The sequence below is a fragment of the Streptomyces sp. NPDC048506 genome, assembly GCF_040651315.1.
GTDB lineage: Bacteria > Actinomycetota > Actinomycetes > Streptomycetales > Streptomycetaceae > Streptomyces.
Genome location: NZ_JBEZIX010000010.1, coordinates 71,930 through 88,952, shown reverse-complemented (window position 1 = coordinate 88,952; position 17,023 = coordinate 71,930). Strand labels below are relative to the sequence as shown.

The 17,023-nt window shown below is 72.5% G+C and carries 14 protein-coding genes and 1 pseudogene; 6 read left to right on the top strand and 9 right to left on the bottom strand.

Annotated elements, in window-relative coordinates:
• Positions 1-13 precede the first annotated feature (13 nt).
• The 5 genes from AB0C96_RS10510 to AB0C96_RS10490 all read right to left on the bottom strand — a co-directional run bounded on the left by AB0C96_RS10510 (position 14) and on the right by AB0C96_RS10490 (position 5,338).
• Positions 14-967, bottom strand: a complete 954-nt coding sequence (locus AB0C96_RS10510) for a Pvc16 family protein (RefSeq protein WP_362915747.1) — start codon at positions 965-967, stop codon at positions 14-16.
• A gap of 151 nt (positions 968-1,118) precedes the next feature.
• Positions 1,119-1,916 carry a hypothetical protein gene (locus AB0C96_RS10505; RefSeq protein WP_362915745.1) on the bottom strand — a complete coding sequence of 266 codons (798 nt, stop codon included), beginning with the start codon at positions 1,914-1,916 and terminating at the stop codon, positions 1,119-1,121.
• Complete coding sequence (locus tag AB0C96_RS10500) at positions 1,909-2,775, bottom strand: hypothetical protein (RefSeq protein WP_362915743.1); 867 nt, start codon at positions 2,773-2,775, stop codon at positions 1,909-1,911. The genes AB0C96_RS10505 and AB0C96_RS10500 overlap by 8 nt, the downstream gene beginning before the upstream one ends.
• Before the next feature lie 68 nt (positions 2,776-2,843).
• A complete protein-coding gene (locus tag AB0C96_RS10495) occupies positions 2,844-3,368 on the bottom strand; it encodes a phage tail protein (RefSeq protein ID WP_136741012.1) in 525 nt (174 codons plus the stop codon).
• 122 nt (positions 3,369-3,490) lie between these two features.
• Positions 3,491-5,338 (bottom strand): phage tail sheath C-terminal domain-containing protein, encoded by a 1,848-nt coding sequence (locus AB0C96_RS10490; protein WP_362915741.1) that lies wholly within the window; start codon positions 5,336-5,338, stop codon positions 3,491-3,493.
• Positions 5,339-6,092: 754 nt separating this feature from the next.
• On the opposite strand from AB0C96_RS10490, the gene sucC reads away from it, so the two are divergent.
• Both sucC and sucD read left to right on the top strand, forming a co-directional pair.
• Complete coding sequence (gene sucC, locus AB0C96_RS10485; protein ID WP_362915739.1) at positions 6,093-7,268, top strand: ADP-forming succinate--CoA ligase subunit beta; 1,176 nt, start codon at positions 6,093-6,095, stop codon at positions 7,266-7,268.
• 21 nt (positions 7,269-7,289) lie between these two features.
• A complete protein-coding gene (gene sucD / locus AB0C96_RS10480) occupies positions 7,290-8,174 on the top strand; it encodes a succinate--CoA ligase subunit alpha (RefSeq protein ID WP_362915737.1) in 885 nt (294 codons plus the stop codon).
• Positions 8,175-8,528: 354 nt separating this feature from the next.
• Here the strand turns inward: sucD and AB0C96_RS10475 are convergent.
• A pseudogene (locus AB0C96_RS10475) lies at positions 8,529-9,080 on the bottom strand (sigma factor-like helix-turn-helix DNA-binding protein); the annotation flags it as partial.
• A 147-nt stretch (positions 9,081-9,227) separates the two neighbouring features.
• Between AB0C96_RS10475 and AB0C96_RS10470 the strand changes: the two are divergent.
• Positions 9,228-11,174 (top strand): DUF6350 family protein, encoded by a 1,947-nt coding sequence (locus AB0C96_RS10470; RefSeq protein ID WP_362915897.1) that lies wholly within the window; start codon positions 9,228-9,230, stop codon positions 11,172-11,174.
• Here the strand turns inward: AB0C96_RS10470 and AB0C96_RS10465 are convergent.
• A complete protein-coding gene (locus AB0C96_RS10465; RefSeq protein ID WP_362915736.1) occupies positions 11,077-11,910 on the bottom strand; it encodes a hypothetical protein in 834 nt (277 codons plus the stop codon). The genes AB0C96_RS10470 and AB0C96_RS10465 overlap by 98 nt on opposite strands.
• Before the next feature lie 245 nt (positions 11,911-12,155).
• Between AB0C96_RS10465 and purN the strand changes: the two genes are divergently transcribed.
• Together purN and purH are read left to right on the top strand one after the other, a co-directional pair.
• Complete coding sequence (gene purN / locus AB0C96_RS10460; RefSeq protein WP_362915734.1) at positions 12,156-12,812, top strand: phosphoribosylglycinamide formyltransferase; 657 nt, start codon at positions 12,156-12,158, stop codon at positions 12,810-12,812.
• Entirely contained in the window at positions 12,809-14,407 is a 1,599-nt protein-coding gene (purH, locus tag AB0C96_RS10455; RefSeq protein WP_362915733.1) for a bifunctional phosphoribosylaminoimidazolecarboxamide formyltransferase/IMP cyclohydrolase, read from the top strand. The genes purN and purH overlap by 4 nt, the downstream gene beginning before the upstream one ends.
• Before the next feature lie 75 nt (positions 14,408-14,482).
• Here the strand turns inward: purH and AB0C96_RS10450 are convergent, their stop codons facing one another.
• Positions 14,483-15,052 carry a hypothetical protein gene (locus AB0C96_RS10450; RefSeq protein ID WP_362915731.1) on the bottom strand — a complete coding sequence of 190 codons (570 nt, stop codon included), beginning with the start codon at positions 15,050-15,052 and terminating at the stop codon, positions 14,483-14,485.
• A gap of 112 nt (positions 15,053-15,164) precedes the next feature.
• Positions 15,165-15,902: an RDD family protein gene (locus AB0C96_RS10445; protein ID WP_362915729.1), complete on the bottom strand. Its 738-nt coding sequence runs from the start codon at positions 15,900-15,902 to the stop codon at positions 15,165-15,167.
• Between the two features lie 240 nt (positions 15,903-16,142).
• Between AB0C96_RS10445 and AB0C96_RS10440 the strand changes: the two genes are divergently transcribed.
• Positions 16,143-16,997, top strand: a complete 855-nt coding sequence (locus AB0C96_RS10440) for a bifunctional methylenetetrahydrofolate dehydrogenase/methenyltetrahydrofolate cyclohydrolase (RefSeq protein WP_362915727.1) — start codon at positions 16,143-16,145, stop codon at positions 16,995-16,997.
• The last annotated feature ends 26 nt before the right edge of the window (positions 16,998-17,023 follow it).

The following is a 17,023-nucleotide window of genomic DNA, read 5'->3' as shown; positions in this document are numbered from 1 at the left end:
ACGCGCACCCCGCTCAGCTCTCCTTGCCGTCGTCGTGTGCGGTGGACCCGCCGCCGGTCGCCTTCCGGGTGCGGGAGGGGCGGGGGGAGTGGGAAGAGTGGGAGGTGCGAGTGGTACGAGAAGTGCGTGAACGGGCGGGTGCCTTGGCTGGCGATGCGTCACCTGCCGTCCCTTTTGCGGCCCGTGGGCTGCGGTCGGCCTTCTCCGCAGGAGTCTTGGCCGTCGCCCCGGGCGCCTCGGGCGCCGCGGGCGCCTCCGATGCCTTCGACGCATCCGACGCCCCGGACGCATCCGAGGCACCCGCACCTCCCGGAGCCTGCGGAGCCCCCGCGCTCTCGGGAGGCTGCGGCGCGCCCGGCGCCCCGAACGGCAGCACCGTCACCTCCGGGTGCTGCACCGGCCGCGCCGGCTTCGGCTTCTGGTGGCCGTCGAGGAGGACCAGCGACGCCTGGTACGCCACCGAGAGGGTGTACGGCGTGTTGTTGAGCATCCCCCAGAGCTTGGAGGTCTCGTCGACGTCCATCTGGGTCGGCGTGAAGCGCACCTTCTGCGGCGACTCGGCGAGATCGCTCCCCGCCAGGTACGGCCGCTCGGCCGCCTCCTCGATCAACTCCTTGGGCAGCACCGGGATTTCGTGCAGGGTGCGGACCACGCTTCCGATCAGCCGCTGTCCGACCAGCTCCTGCTCCTCCCCGTATGCGCTGATCAGGAAGTGCAGGTCGATCGCGGCGGCCGGCCGCTTCAACAGCGTCCCGTCGGAGGCGCGGGTGACCAGGTCGTTGTTGCGCATCGACGGGTTGTGGGTCACCTGGTAGAGGAAGACCGTGATCGTCGGGTCGGTCGGCGGATCGGACGGTGGCTTACGCGTCTCCACCGACACGGCCATGTCGATCTCGGGGTGCAGATTGTGTTCGATCAGCAGCGCAAGGGCCTGGGTGACCGTCGCGAGGGCAAGTGCGTTGCTCATGAAGTCCGTCCCCCCGGTGCCGTGCTCCGTATCGCCGACTTCGCCGGCACCACCGACTTTGTTGACATCACCGATATCGCTCGCATCGCCGGTATTGCCTGCGCTTCTCGTCCTGCGCGCAGCGCCGCTGGTGCCTTCTGAGGTGTCACCGTCAGCTGGTCCTCTCCCCGCGCGCCAAGTAGTCCGCGAGGCTCAGCGACGGCCCCCGCCGCTCCGTCCGCGCCGGCCGGCCGCCCGCCGCGGGGCGCTCCGTACCGGCCGCGCTGACCTCCAGGCGGCCGATCTGTACGTGCACCACCCGCTCGCCGGACCGCTGCCCACGCCGCCCGGCCGCCGCCGCGGCGCGCGCCTCGGGCCGGGCCGCGGGTACCGCGTCCGCACGGGGCCTCAGCGCAGCGGTGGCGACGGGGAGTGGGGTGGCGGCCGATGCCAGGGCGGCGGAGGGGGTCGGGCGTGCGGGGAGGTCCTCGCCGCCGGACCGGCCGGTTCGCCGCTGCCGACGCACGTCGTCGGGCAGCGCGGTGCGCGGCCCCGGGTTCACATGGGCGGCGGGCCGCAGCAGTGGCTCCGCGGGCTGCGGGGCCGGCCACGTCCGGTCCGGGGCGTCACCGTGCGGCACCTCGGACCGGATCACCGTCTCCCGGTCGGTGGTCCTGACCTCCCGTTCGTGGCGGACCCGTTCACCTGCCGGCAGGGCGGGGCGCGGCGACGCCCGCGGGAAGAGCGGTGCCGGTGCGTCCGCTTCCGCCGACGCACCGCCCAGCGCCTCGACGCGCTCGAAGGGGCCGGGCAGCCGCGGCCGTACGCGCGTGCGCCGGGCCCCGCCGGCGCGCCCGGCGGGGCCGTCCGGACGGCCGCCGGACGCCGCCGCGAAGGGGTCCGCGAGCGGGTCCGCGGGCCCCGTCGGCGCATACCGCGCCAGCAACCGGCCGAAGTAGTCGTCAGCCATCCGCGCACAGCTCCAGGTAGTAGCGGCGCCGCAGTGGGCTCAGCGCCAGGATCTGGGGCTCGCTCCAGCCGTAGGCCGAGGCGAGCAGATGGACGTCCAGGAGCACGTCGCGCGCCCAGGCGTCCAGTTCGGTCCACAGGTACGCGGCGATGTCCAGCTCCGCCGGGGTGGTCGCGCCGCACTCCGGACAGGCGATGTGCAGCGTCAACTCGGCGGCCGGATCGGCCTCTTCGGCCGCCTCGGCGAACCGCTTCAGCACCGGTTCGGGCAGCAGCCGCCCGAGTTCCTCGTCGACCGTCACCACCTCGCCGACCACCTCGCCGACCACCTCACGCCCGTCCCGTACGGCCGACAGGACGCAGCGGGCGGCCAGCAGCCGCCGTGCCTCCTCCGCCGCCACGTCCTCCGCCGCCGCGCCGGCCGCTGCCACGCCCCCATGCGCCGCGCCGGCCTGCGCCGCGCCGGCCTGCGCCGCGCCGGCCTGCGCCGCGACCGCCGCGAGGTCCGCCGGTCCGGGCAGCCGGAACCGCACCACCCACCCGCCGTCCGCCACCCGCAGGCCCTCCTCGGACAGCCGCGGCCGGGCGGCGCCCAGCGCGGCCGCGTCCAGCTCGAACTCCATCGCGGCGCCGCACTCCGTCCCGGCACAGTCGAGCGTGACCTGCATCCGCTCCCCGAACAGCGCCCGGCGCAGCGCGAAGAGGTCGGCCGTCCGCTCCCCGAGCGGAACCGACTCCAGGTCGTCGGTGCCGGCCCCGGGGCGGGCAGCGCGATGCAGCAGCAGGGCGCGGCCGCTGTCCTGCTGGGCCAGCCCGGACTCCCAGAGGGCCAGCAGCTCAGTGGGCCCGGTGACCGCCATTCCTCACCTCGTCCGGTGCCGGTGCACCTCGACGGAGGTGCAGTGGTGCGGGTACCCGGGGATCCGCCTCACGCCGGATGCGTGAACGACGGCTCCTCCGGCTCCGGGACCTCGTAGTCGCGTTCCCAGCCCTCGCACTCCAGCTTCAGGCTCTGGATGGCGACGGCGTTGGCGTTGGCGTCCATCTCGCCCAGGACCTGGTACTCGCTCGGCCAGGAGCGGTAGATCTTGTGCGAGACGGCGACCTGGCCGGCCTCGTTGAGGACCTGGATCACGATGTCCTTGCGGAAGTCGGCGAGCGAGACCTCGGAGCCGAGGCCCGCACCGACCTGCCAGACCTTGTTGGCCCAGCGGTCGAACTCCGGGTCGTGGGTGACCCCGCGCTCCAGGGTGATCCCCTCGAACTCGGAGCGGCCCGGCGACTTGCGCGGCGAGCTGGGGTCGCCGCCGTGCCGGTGCTTGACGACCTCGGTGGTGCGCTTCAGCGGGCTGATCTTGCTGACGCCCGCGACCGTACGGCCGTCCCACAGGACCAGGAACTTGAAGTTCTTGTACGGGTCGAAGCGATGGGCGTTGATCTGGAACTCAGCCATCGGATTCCTTCACGTCTGTTTTCCCTGCACTGCACGTCGCACTGCACGTCGCACCGCGCGGCCCCGGCCGGCGACCGCCGGGCGCTCGTCCGCCCCCGACAGCACCGGTGGGACCGCACCGCCTAGACCTCGAACTGCCCCGCCATCTGCTGGATCTTGACGATCACGAACTCGGCGGGCCGGACGGGCGCGATGCCGACCACCACGTTCACGATCCCGTTCGCGATGTCGGCGTCGGTCGTGGTGTCCTTGTCGCACTTGACGAAGTACGCCTGGCGCGGGGTGCTGCCCTTGAAGGCGCCCTTCTCGAAGAGGGAGTGCAGGTAGGCCGAGGCGTTCAGGCGGATCTGCTGCCAGAGCTGTTCGTTGTTGGGCTCGAAGACCACCCACTGGAGGCCGCGCAGCAGGCTCTCCTCGATGTGCAGGGCCAGCCGCCGGACCGGCACGTACTTCCACTCGCTGTCGAGGGCGTCCGCACCCTGGAGCGTACGGGCGCCCCACACCAGCGGGCCGACCATCGGGAACGTCCGCAGGCAGTTGATGCCCAGCGGGTTGAGCAGGCCGTTCTCCCGGTCCGTCAGCTTGACGGTGAGGGAGTGCACCCCCGCCAGGCGCGCCTCAGTGCCCGCCGGGGCCTTCCACACCCCGCGCTCGCCGTCGACCCGGGCGATCACGCCGGCGACCGCGCCGGACGGGGGGAAGGAGCGCAGCCGCCCGGAGAGCGGATCGGTCAGCTTCAGGTGCGGGAAGTAGAGGGCGGAGTGGTTGCCGCGGACCGGGTCGAAGGCGGCGATGCCGGCGCGGGCCGCGTCCACGCTGCCCCAGGCGGCGGGGGCGTCGACGAGGAGGAAGATCCGCCGCTCCTGGCACAGCCGCTCGGCCGCGGAGAGCACGGTCACGATGTCGTCGGTGTTCTCGTACCCGGCCAGCTCGGGCAGGGACAGCAGATTGACGTCCGGCACGTCGCGCAGCGCCTGGAGGCCGCTCTTGCGGGCCTCGCTGCCGATGAGGTCCTGCGGGCCGGGCGGGGCGCCGTCCGCACCGCCGCACAGTGGGAACACCGGAGGGTTGACGGAGGCCTCCAGGCCCAGGTCGTTGGCGCACTCGCCGAGGAAGCGGACGACGTCGGCGGGGTCGGTCGAGCCGGCCACGACCTGGATGCGGCGGCCGAACGCGGTGACTTCGGCGCCGGCGAAGGCGTGCTTGCCGGGGGCGTCCGGCAGGGCCCGCAGCTTGTGCTCCAGGAGGAGGGCGAGCTCGGTGACGGTGCAGGGCGGCTCGCCGTCACAGTCCGGGTCGTAGAGGGTGAACTCGCGCTCCACCTCGCCGATCTTGACGGTCAGGTCGACGTTCAGGTCCGGAAGGTCGTGGTGGAACGCCTTGGAGACGGTGCCGGAGGGGTCCGGGCGGCCCTCGCCGACGACCTCGACGCGGATCAGCGCGGACCCCGCGTTGATCACCGTTTCGGCGTAACGGCCGTGGTCGGCGTCCATGGACAGGCCGGTGAAGGACTCCCGGGCGGTGCCGTGCGCGTCCAGGACCGCGAGGTTGAAGGTCTGCTCCGGGCACGCGGAGTCGTGGTCGACGGCGACCCGGAGGCCGTCGCCCCAGAGGCCCGGCTCCTTGGCGTGCACCTGAAGCACCGGGCACCGGCTGTGCCCCTCGGTGGACTCCAGGGTGACGTGCGCCGCGGTGCCGCTGCCGGCCTTGGCGACCCGGACGATCACGGCGACCGTGCCGCCGTTGCCGAAGAACTGGTGGACGGCGTACGCGACCGGACTCCGTGCGGTCAGGCCGCCGAACCGGCGCTCGAACTCGGCGAAGCTGGTGATCCGTACCGGCTGGTTGAGCGGGCCGCGCCGGGTGTGGCCGACGAATGCGGTCACGGACGTGGTGACGGTGGTGATGCTGCGGACGCTGCTGGGAAGCTCTTCGACATAGACGCCGGGATAGGTCGTATGTGTCGGCATTCCCCCTCCAATCCCTTCAGGCACCGGGTGTGAGGGCACCAAGAAATCGAGAAAGCCGGGAGGGGTGGCGGGAAGAGGGGGAGGAGCGGGGTGTGGAAGAGCTCACGGCCGCCCCCTGCCCGCGGTCGTGCGTCCCCCCCATACCCATCAAGTTCCCCCGTCTGCACCCGGTGCGGAGCGATCTGACGACCGACCTGCACAGGACCAAGCCCGAAGCTTGTGACTCCTGATGCGTAAGTTTGTGAAAGTGCTCAACGCAGTCTCTTTCGGGGGCAGTTGACGGGTCAAGAGACCTTTCCGGACACCGCCCGTGGAGGCCTTGTGACGGTTTTCCGTGCGATCTTCCCAAGCGGATCGCCGCACCGGCGGAAGCGGAATCGCGTGAGATCGGTCGCGCCGGGAGGTACCGGGAGGAGCGCGCGCACGACCCCCGAAGCGGAGGTGCGCGCTGCGTCACAGCGGAACCCCGGGCCGCCCCGGACGCCACCGAAAAGCAGCCGAGAAGATGCGGAAATCACGCGGAGGCGTAACTTGGCCAAAAGATCTGTGACCGTAATCACCGCCGGAGTGTGATCTGTGATTTAGGGCCGCACGTCCAGCGGCGATAACCTGCGAGACGGACATGCCGCGTATCCGGACACCGTGTACGCCTCCCCTGTGACAGCGCCGTCACGTTGCCCTTCGCGGCACGCCCATCGCAGTCAACGAACCGCGATCACTACGGCGATTCTGAGAAGACAAGGGACGGACGCGCGTGGACCTGTTCGAGTACCAGGCGAGGGACCTCTTCGCCAAGCACGGTGTACCGGTGCTGGCCGGTGAAGTCATCGACACGCCTGAGGCGGCGCGCGAGGCGACGGAGCGACTGGGCGGCAAGTCGGTCGTCAAGGCGCAGGTCAAGGTCGGCGGCCGTGGCAAGGCCGGTGGCGTCAAGCTCGCCGCCACCCCGGACGAGGCCGTCGCCCGCGCGACGGACATCCTCGGCATGGACATCAAGGGCCACACGGTCCACAAGGTGATGATCGCCGAGACCGCGCCGGAGATCGCCGAGGAGTACTACGTCTCGTACCTCCTCGACCGCACCAACCGCACCTTCCTGGCCATGGCCTCGGTGGCGGGCGGCATGGACATCGAGGAGGTCGCCGCGACGACCCCCGAGAAGCTCGCCAAGGTCCCGGTCGACGCCAACGAGGGCGTCTCCATCGAGAAGGCCCGCGAGATCGTCGCCCAGGCGCAGTTCCCGGCCGACGTCGCCGAGCAGGTCGCCGAGGTCCTCGTGACCCTCTGGGAGACCTTCATCAAGGAGGACGCCCTCCTCGTCGAGGTCAACCCGCTCGCCAAGGTCGCCAGCGGCGAGGTCCTCGCCCTCGACGGCAAGGTGTCCCTGGACGCCAACGCCGAGTTCCGCCAGCCGGAGCACGAGGCCCTGGAGGACAAGGACGCGGCCAACCCGCTCGAAGCCGCGGCCAAGGCCAAGGGCCTGAACTACGTCAAGCTCGACGGCCAGGTCGGCATCATCGGCAACGGTGCCGGTCTCGTCATGAGCACGCTGGACGTCGTCGCCTACGCCGGCGAGCAGCACAACAACGTCAAGCCCGCCAACTTCCTCGACATCGGCGGCGGCGCCTCCGCCGAGGTCATGGCGAACGGCCTGGAGATCATCCTCGGCGACCCGGACGTCAAGTCCGTCTTCGTCAACGTCTTCGGCGGCATCACCGCCTGTGACGAGGTCGCCAAGGGCATCGTCCAGGCCCTGGAGCTGCTGAAGTCCAAGGGCGAAGAGGTCACCAAGCCCCTGGTCGTGCGCCTCGACGGCAACAACGCGGAGCTGGGTCGCCAGATCCTGTCGGACGCCAACCACCCGCTGGTCCAGCGCGTGGACACCATGGACGGCGCGGCCGACAAGGCCGCTGAGCTGGCTGCGAAGTAAGGGACGAGGACACTAACAACCATGGCTATCTTCCTCACCAAGGAAAGCAAGGTCATCGTCCAGGGCATGACCGGTGCCACTGGCATGAAGCACACCAAGCTGATGCTCGGTGACGGCACCAACATCGTGGGTGGCGTCAACCCGCGCAAGGCCGGCACCTCCGTCGACTTCGACGGCACCGAGGTCCCGGTCTTCGGCTCCGTCAAGGAGGCGATGGAGAAGACGGGCGCCGACGTCTCCGTCCTCTTCGTGCCGCCGGCCTTCGCCAAGGCCGCCGTCGTCGAGGCGATCGACGCCGAGATCCCGCTCGCCGTCGTGATCACCGAGGGCATCGCCGTCCACGACTCGGCCGCCTTCTGGGCGTACGCCAAGTCCAAGGGCAACAAGACCCGCATCATCGGTCCCAACTGCCCCGGTCTGATCACCCCCGGTCAGTCCAACGCCGGCATCATCCCGGGCGACATCACCAAGCCCGGCCGCATCGGACTGGTCTCCAAGTCCGGCACGCTGACCTACCAGATGATGTACGAGCTGCGTGACATCGGCTTCTCCTCGGCCGTCGGCATCGGTGGCGACCCGGTCATCGGCACCACCCACATCGACGCCCTCGCGGCGTTCCAGGCCGACCCCGACACCGACCTGATCGTGATGATCGGCGAGATCGGCGGCGACGCCGAGGAGCGCGCGGCCGACTTCATCAAGGCGAACGTCACCAAGCCGGTCGTCGGCTACGTCGCGGGCTTCACCGCGCCCGAGGGCAAGACCATGGGCCACGCCGGCGCCATCGTCTCCGGCTCCTCCGGCACCGCCCAGGCGAAGAAGGAGGCCCTGGAGGCCGCCGGCGTCAAGGTCGGCAAGACCCCGTCGGAGACCGCCCTCCTGGCCCGCGAGATCCTCAACGGCTGAGCGATCTCCCGACGCCGCCGGCCCCGTCCTGCGGCGCAGGGTCGGGGAGGCACTCCCCGAGCCACCAGGACCCGGGCCCGTACCCCACCGTGGGTACGGGCCCGGGCCCGTTTCCGGGGCGCCCGGTCAGCGGAGCTCGGGGCTGAGCCGGGCCTGCTCGGGCCGGGCCGGCGGGTACGTCACCGGCAGCCCGTCCCGCGGCGCGGCGTCGTGGTCCGGCGAGACGACCACCGCCAGCAGGGTGACCAGCGCGAACACCCCGGTCAGACCGAGCGCCGCGCGGGTGGTCCGGCGGGCGCTGAGCTCTCCGCCGGCCCGCGTCTCCGGCCCCGCCGACGGCTCCGCCTCCTCGGCGGCGCACAACCGGTCCGCCACGGCCAACAGCTCCCCGAGCCGGTCCCGCAGGACCTCGCCCTGCACCTCCGGCGGCTGCCCGTCGAGGCCCAGCCTCGGCAGCCGTGCGGCGATCCGCTTCCGGGCGCGGGCCAGCCGCCCGGCCGCCGCCGCCGTGCTCGCCTCGATCTCCGCCGCGGTGTCGGCCAGCCCGAGCCCGACCCCGTCGTGCAGCACCAGCGCCCGCCGGTGGGGGGCGGGCAGGGCCAGCACCGCCTCCAGCAGCGCCCGGTCGGCGGACCCCAGGGACCTCGGGCGCTGCGGGCTCCGGGCGGTCCGCAGCCCGGGGCACAGCCGGTGCCAGGGCGACAGCGCGTACTCGTACGCCGCCGCCCGCACCCACCCCACCGGATCGGGGTCCACCGCGACCTCCGGCCATCGCTGCCAGGCCAGCCGGAACCCCCGCTCCACCGCCCGTCGCGCGAGCCGGGGCCGCCCGGTGAGCAGGAACGCCTGCTGGATCAGCGCGCCGGCGTGCCGGGCGCAGAGGTCGTCGAAGGCGGTGGCGGCCGGTGCCTGCTCGCGCTGGGTCATGGACAGCAGTGTGGAAACCCGGATCGGCCCGGACACCTCGACACACGCGGCATCCACGACACGTCGATCATTTGCCCAGTACGGGGATGAAAAGGATGTTGTTGGCAGCATGACCGCGTGAGTCAGATGATCGACCGCAGCACCACGTTCTCCTCGCGCGGCCGGACCGCCGCCCGACACTCCTCCGCGGCCGGCGCGGCCTTCCTCGGCGGGGTGACGGCCGCCGGCCTCGGCCTCGGCGCGCTGACGGTCGCCGTACTGCTGCTCTGGGTCGCCTCCCCCTACCCCGACAGCGGCCCGTCCCGCGCCCTGCATCTCGCGGCCGATCTGTGGCTCCTGGCGCACGGTGGCGACCTCGTCCGCAGCACCGCGCAGGCCGGCCCCCCGGTCCCGGTCGCGGTGACCCCGCTGCTGCTCGCCGTACTCCCGGTCTGCCTGCTGCACCGCGCCGCCCGGCACACCCTGGCCACGGCCGCCGGCGGCCCGGTGGCGATCACCGTCCGCCCGGCGGCCGCCGACCCCGCCTCGGGCACCGATCCCACGGCCGATCCTGCGGCCGATGCCGATGCCGATGCCGATGCCGATGCCGATGCCGATGCGGATGCCGCCGATGCCGATGGCGCCGACCCGGCCGCGGGCACCGATCCTCCCGCCGACCCCGCCGACCCAGCCGCGGGCACCGACCCTCCCGCCGATCCCGCCGACCCCGTCGATTCCCCCGATCCGTCCGCCCAGGGGGCCGGCCCGTCGCCGCGCGCCCCGGCACCGCCGGTGCGCCTGACCGCCGACACGCCCACCGCACGCACCCTGCTCGGCGCGCTGCTCACCGGCTATCTGCTGGTCGCGGGCGGCGCGCTGCTCTACGCCTCGACCGGAGGGCTGGCCGCCGAACCGCTCAGCGTGCTGCTGTACGTACCGGCCACCGCGGTCGCCACCCTGGCCGCCACGGCCTGCTACATCCTCGGTCCCGCCGGGGCCGCCCTGCTGCCCGCCCGGGTACGGCGGTCCTGGGCCCGGGTGCCCCTCGGGCTGCGGGTCCGCCTCGGCGGCACCCGCCTCGTCGCCGCCCAACGGGCCGCCGGGGCCGCCCTGCTCGCCCTGCTCGCCTGCGGCACCCTGCTCACCCTCCTCGGGCTCGGCCTGCACGCCGGCCGGGTCCGTGACGACCTCCTGCACCTCGCACCGGACTGGGCGAGCCGCGCCACGGTGCTGCTGCTGTGCCTGCTGCTGCTCCCGAACGCGGCCGTCTGGGGCGCCGCGTACGGCCTGGGCCCGGGCTTCACCCTCGGCGCGGGCAGCGCGATCGGGCCGCTCGGCGCCTCGGCGCACCCCGCGATGCCGCAGTTGCCGCTGCTGGGCGGCCTGCCCGATCCCGGCCCGGGGAACCCGTTGACCTGGGCGGCGGCGGTGGTGCCGGTGGTCGCGGGGGCGGTGCTCGCCCGTGAGCTGGGGCGCGCGGCGGCGCCGGGGGTTCCGGGGGTGCCAGGGGCGCCGGGGAGCCCGCGCGGGTCCTGGTCGTGGTGGACGACGGCCGGTGCGGCGGTGCTGGCGGCCGGGGTCTGCGGTGTGCTCATGGCGTTGCTCGCCGTGCTGTCGGGCGGCGCGCTGGGCACCGGTGCGCTCGCCGCCTTCGGCCCGAGCTGGTGGCGCACCGGCCTGGCGGCGGCCGGCTGGGCGGTCCTGACCGGCCTCCCGGGCGCCCTCGGCGTGCGGGCCTGGCGGCTCCGGACGGAGCGCGGGACGGGCGGCAGCAGTACGCCCCGCGCGGCGGATCCGGCGAGCGGGGCGGATCCGGCGGGCGGGGCGGACGGTGCGAGCGGGGCGAGCGCCGTGGACGTCGTGGACGTCGTGGACGGCGCGGACGGTGTGGACGGCACGGAACGGGTGGCCGCGGCGGGGCGGGCCGAGGAGCCGGCGGGGGTGGGCGGCGAGGCGGGGAGCGGCGCCGCGGGCGCGGAGCGGTCCCGCGGGCCGGCTACTCCTGCACGCTCAGCAGGGGGCGCAGTTCCTTCGGGAGCAGGTTCTCGCAGGACTTGCTGGCGGACTGGGTCAGGGCGTCGTCCACGCAGGTGAAGTAGTCGCGGTAGACGATCTGCACGGTGAAGGTCGCGGCCACCATCATCAGCGCCAGCGAGGCGGTCACCAGGCCCCCGATCGCCGCCGTGACCTGGGGCCGGGTGGCGCCCGGTGCGGACCCGGCGCCGCCCGGGGCCGGGCGGCCCGCCACCGTGGCGGTCGCCGTGGCGGCGGCCTTCGCGGGGTCCTGCTTGGTGCGCAGCGAGCTGATGCCCCAGTAGATCGCCAGCGCGCCCAGCAGCAGGGCGACCTCCGGCAGGCTGAAGAGCACGAAGAAGAACGCCCACATGCCGGCCAGCAGCGCGTAGCGGGCCCGGCGCTGGGACGGGTCGGTGGGGTCCCAGCGCAGGTTGCCGGGGCCGCCGGGGCCGTTCGGCTGGCCGTTGCGACCGCCCGGCCGGGCGCCGAAGCCACCGTTCTGCCGCCCCGGCTGCCGGGAGCTCCACTGGCTGCCCCAGGCCGACGTCGGCTCGTCCGGCCGCTGGTCCTCGCCGCTGCCGTCGCGGCCCTGGTCCTGGCCGTGGGCGTCCGAGTTCGGTCGGCGCGGGCGCCACTCCTGGTCGGGGGCGTCGGCCGGCGGCGGGGCGAACGGGTTGTCGTCCCGGTCGGAGCCCGGAGTGGCCGGGGAGGACGGCCCGGACGACGGCGACTTGCGCTCCCGCGGCAGCAGCACCGCCCCCGGGGCGGTGGCGGGCGGAAGCAGGAGGGCCGCGCGGCGGCGTCGGTCCGTCATCTGGTGTGCGTCTTCCCCTTGTCTCGTCCGGGCGCGGCCCATCGCGGCCGGACCCCGGTTCCCACGAACTGCATGCGGTCTTACGCCCGACGCTACCTCCCGTCCCCGCCCCCGTCCCGCGGGGGCCGCTCGGTGTGCCGGTATCGTTGCTGACGGTCGGCGCCTTCGTAGGGTTCCCTGGATTTGCGGTACCCGCAGCCTTGTACGACCACACAAAGCACACGACATCGGAAAAGAGCCCCGCCGTGGCTTCGTCGCCAGCACCCGTCCAGCCCGCGCACCCCGGCCGTCCGGCCCGCGTCGTCGTCCTCGTCTCCGGTTCGGGTACGAACCTTCAGGCGCTGCTGGACGCCATCGCCGAGCAGGGCTCGGAGGCGTACGGCGTCGAGATCGTCGCGGTCGGCGCCGACCGCGGTGCCATCGCGGGTCTGGAGCGCGCCGAGTCCGCGGGGCTGCCGACGTTCGTCTGTCGGGTGAAGGACTACGACAGCCGTGCCGACTGGGATGCGGCGCTGACCGAGGCGACCGCCGCGTACCAGCCCGACCTGGTGGTCTCGGCCGGCTTCATGAAGATCCTCGGCAAGGAGTTCCTGGCCCGCTTCGGCGGCCGGATCGTCAACACCCACCCGGCGCTGCTGCCGAGCTTTCCCGGTGCCCATGGCGTGCGCGACGCGCTCGCGTACGGCGCGAAGGTCACCGGATGCACCGTCCACTTCGTCGACGACGGGGTCGACACCGGCCCGATCATCGCCCAGCGCGTGGTCGAGGTCCGGGACGAGGACGATGAATCCGCGCTGCATGAGCGCATCAAGGACGTCGAGCGATCGCTGCTCGTCGAGGTCGTGGGGCGTCTGGCCCGGCACGGCTACCGCATTGAGGGACGAAAGGTACGTATCTCGTGACCGCCACCGCCGAAGGTACGAAGCGGCCCATCCGCCGCGCGCTGGTCAGCGTCTACGACAAGTCGGGGCTGGAGGAGCTGGCGCAGGGGCTGCACGCGGCCGGCGTCCAGCTGGTCTCGACCGGATCGACGGCCGCGAAGATCGCCGCGGCCGGGGTGCCGGTCACCAAGGTCGAGGAGCTCACCGGCTTCCCGGAGTGCCTGGACGGCCGGGTCAAGACCCTGCACCCGAAGGTGCACGCCGGCATCCTGGCCGACCTGCGCCTGGAGGACCACGCGCGGCAGCTGACCGAGCTCGGTGTGGAGCCGTTCGACCTGGTCGTGGTGAACCTCTACCCGTTCCGCCAGACCGTGCAGTCGGGGGCCACCCCCGACGAGTGCGTCGAGCAGATCGACATCGGCGGCCCGTCGATGGTGCGCGCCGCCGCCAAGAACCACCCCTCCGTCGCCGTCGTCACCAGCCCGAAGCGGTACGCGGACGTGCTCGCCGCGGTCCGGGACGGCGGCTTCGAGCTGGCCGCCCGCAAGCGACTGGCGGCCGAGGCGTTCCAGCACACGGCCGCGTACGACACCGCCGTGGCGTCCTGGTTCACCGACGTCTACGCCCCGGAGGAGGACGCCGCGTCCGAGAGCGGCTCCGCCACGGGCGGCCTGCCCGAGTTCATCGGTGAGACCCTGGAGCGCAAGTCCGCGCTGCGCTACGGCGAGAACCCGCACCAGGGCGCCGCGCTCTACGTCAACGGACAGCCGGGCGGGCTCGCCAACGCCGAGCAGCTGCACGGCAAGGAGATGTCCTTCAACAACTACGTGGACATCGAGGCCGCGCGCCGTGCCGCCTTCGACCACGACCGGCCGTGCGTCGCCATCATCAAGCACGCCAACCCGTGCGGCATCGCGGTCGGCGCGGACGTCGCCGAGGCGCACCGCAAGGCGCACGACTGCGACCCGCTCTCCGCGTACGGCGGCGTGATCGCGGTCAACCGCCCGGTCTCCGTGGCGATGGCCGAGCAGGTCGCCGAGATCTTCACCGAGGTCATCGCGGCCCCGGCCTACGAGGACGGCGCGGTCGAGATCCTCGCCAAGAAGAAGAACATCCGCGTGCTGAAGGTCGAGGGCTCCCCGACCCAGCCGGGCGATGTGAAGTTCATCTCCGGCGGCGCGGTCGTCCAGCACACCGACGTCTTCCAGGCCGAGGGCGACGACCCGGCGAACTGGACGCTGGCCACCGGAGAGGCGCTGCCCGCCGAGGAGTTGGCGGAGCTGGCCTTCGCCTGGAAGGCCTGCCGCGCGGTCAAGTCCAACGCGATCCTGCTCGCCAAGAACGGCGCCTCTGTCGGCGTCGGCATGGGCCAGGTCAACCGCGTCGACTCCGCGAAGCTCGCCGTCGAGCGCGCCGGTGAGGAGCGGGCCCAGGGCTCCTACGCCGCCTCCGACGCGTTCTTCCCCTTCCCGGACGGCCTGGAGATCCTGACCGCCGCGGGAGTAAAGGCCGTGGTGCAGCCGGGCGGTTCGGTCCGTGACGAGCTCGTCGTCGCGGCCGCCGAGAAGGCCGGCGTGACGATGTACTTCACCGGCACCCGGCACTTCTTCCACTGAGCCGCCGGACGCACGACGGGCCGCACCCCGCGGGGGTGCGGCCCGTCGCCGTGTCGGCCGGGTGGGCGGGTCGGCTCAGTAACGCGGCCGGTTGAACCAGGCGTTGCCGTCGTCCTTCGAGACGAAGACCAGCACCAGGATGCCCAGGACGGTGTGGACCAGACCGATCGGGAAGCTGAAGAAGCTCACGATGATGGTGGCCACGCCGAAGATGATGCTGCCGATGCGGACGCCGTTGCCGCCGTTGGCGAACTGTGCCGCCAGGGTGATCGCCAACGCGGTGAAGACCACGATGACCACGATCACCGCGATCAGCAGGCCCTTGCCGATGTTCATCGCCATGATGTCGTCCTGGGCCGCGTACGGCGAGGCGTTGTGCGACGCCTTGCTGACGCCGCCCAGCCCCATCACGGCGAGGACCAGGCCGATGACGTTCAGGCCGGCGAGCACGAACATCATGATCCGCGCGGCCTTGACCCCGCCGGGCATCACCGTCGGGTACTGCGGCTGCATCCCGGGCATCCCGGGCATCCCGGCGCCGCCCGGGTACGGGCCGTACGGCGACGGCGGCTGCTGCTGGGGGTAGCCGTAACCGGGCTGCTGACCCGGCGGCGGACCGTAGGGGTTCTGGTTGGGATAGCTCACGAGCAGTGTCCTTCAAGCGACTTGTACGGAGCCGCGAAGGCCCCGATCGCGCGGTTGCGAGGGGGCCTTCGAGGAGGGGTGCACATCGGGCCGGGGCGGTTCCCCGTCCGGCTCACTGGACCTTGACGACCACCGTGCCGACGATCTTGTCCGCGAACGTCTGGGACTTCTCGTCCCACAGCGGCCACAGGTAACCGATGTCACAGGCGAGCGAGTCGAGGGCGTGGCAGATCTTGCGCACGAAGGCCATGCCGAAGCCGATCGGCTGGCCGGTCGACTCCTTGACCAGCTTGATGCCCAGGGCCTTCTTGCCCGGGGTCTGGCCCGTGCTGCCTTCCTTGACGAGGATGAAGATCCCCGCGGCCAGGCCGATCAGAATGGCGAGGATGATCATGATGATCGAGCCGACCGGCGTACTGCTCGACACGGCGCTGTTGGCCGCGTCGTGGTAGCAGTTGTAGTCGCCGGGCGTGCAGTTGGAGTAGTCCGGGGTGACCGAGGTGGCCGAGCTGGCGGCCATGACCATGGCGATGACGTAGAGGATGCCCGGAATCGCCCCCACGATGAGCCCGTCGAGGAGGTAGGCGCCCACCCGGGCACCCCAGCTCGCGTAACCCATCGGCATACCCGGCATGCCGTAGGGGGCGGCACCGCCCTGCTGCGGGTAGCCGCCGTAGGGCTGGCCCTGCGGCGGGACGCCCTGCTGCGGGTAGCCGTACGGCTGCTGCGGCTGCGCCGGCTGCTGCGGGTAGCCGTAGCCCGGCTGGCCCTGCGGCGGGACCGGCGGCTGCTGGCCGTACGGGGCCTGCGGCTGCTGGCCGTACGGGTTGTTCGGGTCACCGAAACTCATCTGCTGTTTTCCTCCGTTGGTCAGTGGGGGACGACGCGGCGTGACGCGGAGGAAAAACAGGATTCACTGGCCACCCCCCGACGAAGCCTGCGGCACTGCGCGTCAATCCTTCTAGTTGCGCATTCACTCTGTCCAGTCAAGGGCCACAGCCGTTGTCCAAGTGCAATGATCAATTCCGGCCACGCGGGTCCCGCGCGCCCTGATTGGAACGTGGCCGCCCTCATCCGGGAGGATGGGGGCATGACTGCCCAGATTCTGGATGGCAAGGCCACCGCAGCCGCTATCAAGTCCGAGCTCGCCGCGCGCGTCGAGGCGCTCAAGGCCAAGGGCGTGCAGCCCGGCCTCGGCACCCTCCTGGTCGGCGACGACCCGGGCAGCCGCTGGTACGTCAACGGCAAGCACCGCGACTGCGCCCAGGTCGGCATCGCCTCGATCCAGCGCGAGCTGCCGGAGACCGCCACCCAGGAGGAGATCGAGGCGGTCGTCCGGGAGCTGAACGAGGACCCGGCCTGCACCGGCTACATCGTCCAACTCCCGCTCCCCAAGGGCATCGACGCCAACCGCGTCCTGGAACTGATGGATCCGGCCAAGGACGCCGACGGGCTGCACCCGGTGAGCCTGGGCCGGCTGGTGCTGGGCATCGAGGGCCCGCTGCCGTGCACCCCGTACGGCATCGTCCAGCTGCTGCGGCGGCACGGCGTCGAGATCAAGGGCGCGCACGTGGTGGTCGTCGGGCGCGGGATCACCATCGGCCGGCCGATGCCGCTGGTGCTGACCCGGAAGTCGGAGAACGCCACGGTCACCCAGTGCCACACCGGCACCCGGGACCTGTCCGCGCACCTGAAGCAGGCCGACATCATCGTCGCCGCCGCCGGTGTGCCGCACATCATCAAGCCGGAGGACGTCAAGCCCGGCGCGGCCGTCCTGGACGTCGGCGTCAGCCGTGACGAGGCCGGCAAGATCGTCGGCGATGTGCACCCCGGCGTCGCCGAGGTGGCCGGCTGGGTGGCCCCCAACCCGGGCGGTGTCGGCCCGATGACCCGCGCCCAGCTGCTGGTCAACGTGGTCGAGGCGGCCGAACGCGCGGCCGGCTGAGACCTGGGATCCTGTCCTTGACAGAG

What these genes read in the sequence shown, in the direction of transcription:
- AB0C96_RS10510 (WP_362915747.1), bottom strand. Translation starts at nt 967, where the DNA reads ATGAGCAACGCACTTGCCCTCGCGACGGTCACCCAGGCCCTTGCGCTG.
- AB0C96_RS10505 (WP_362915745.1), bottom strand. Translation starts at nt 1,916, where the DNA reads ATGGCTGACGACTACTTCGGCCGGTTGCTGGCGCGGTATGCGCCGACG.
- AB0C96_RS10500 (WP_362915743.1), bottom strand. Translation starts at nt 2,775, where the DNA reads ATGGCGGTCACCGGGCCCACTGAGCTGCTGGCCCTCTGGGAGTCCGGG.
- AB0C96_RS10495 (WP_136741012.1), bottom strand. Translation starts at nt 3,368, where the DNA reads ATGGCTGAGTTCCAGATCAACGCCCATCGCTTCGACCCGTACAAGAAC.
- AB0C96_RS10490 (WP_362915741.1), bottom strand. Translation starts at nt 5,338, where the DNA reads ATGCCGACACATACGACCTATCCCGGCGTCTATGTCGAAGAGCTTCCC.
- sucD (WP_362915737.1), top strand. Translation starts at nt 7,290, where the DNA reads ATGGCTATCTTCCTCACCAAGGAAAGCAAGGTCATCGTCCAGGGCATG.
- AB0C96_RS10470 (WP_362915897.1), top strand. Translation starts at nt 9,228, where the DNA reads ATGATCGACCGCAGCACCACGTTCTCCTCGCGCGGCCGGACCGCCGCC.
- AB0C96_RS10465 (WP_362915736.1), bottom strand. Translation starts at nt 11,910, where the DNA reads ATGACGGACCGACGCCGCCGCGCGGCCCTCCTGCTTCCGCCCGCCACC.
- AB0C96_RS10445 (WP_362915729.1), bottom strand. Translation starts at nt 15,902, where the DNA reads ATGAGTTTCGGTGACCCGAACAACCCGTACGGCCAGCAGCCGCAGGCC.
- AB0C96_RS10440 (WP_362915727.1), top strand. Translation starts at nt 16,143, where the DNA reads ATGACTGCCCAGATTCTGGATGGCAAGGCCACCGCAGCCGCTATCAAG.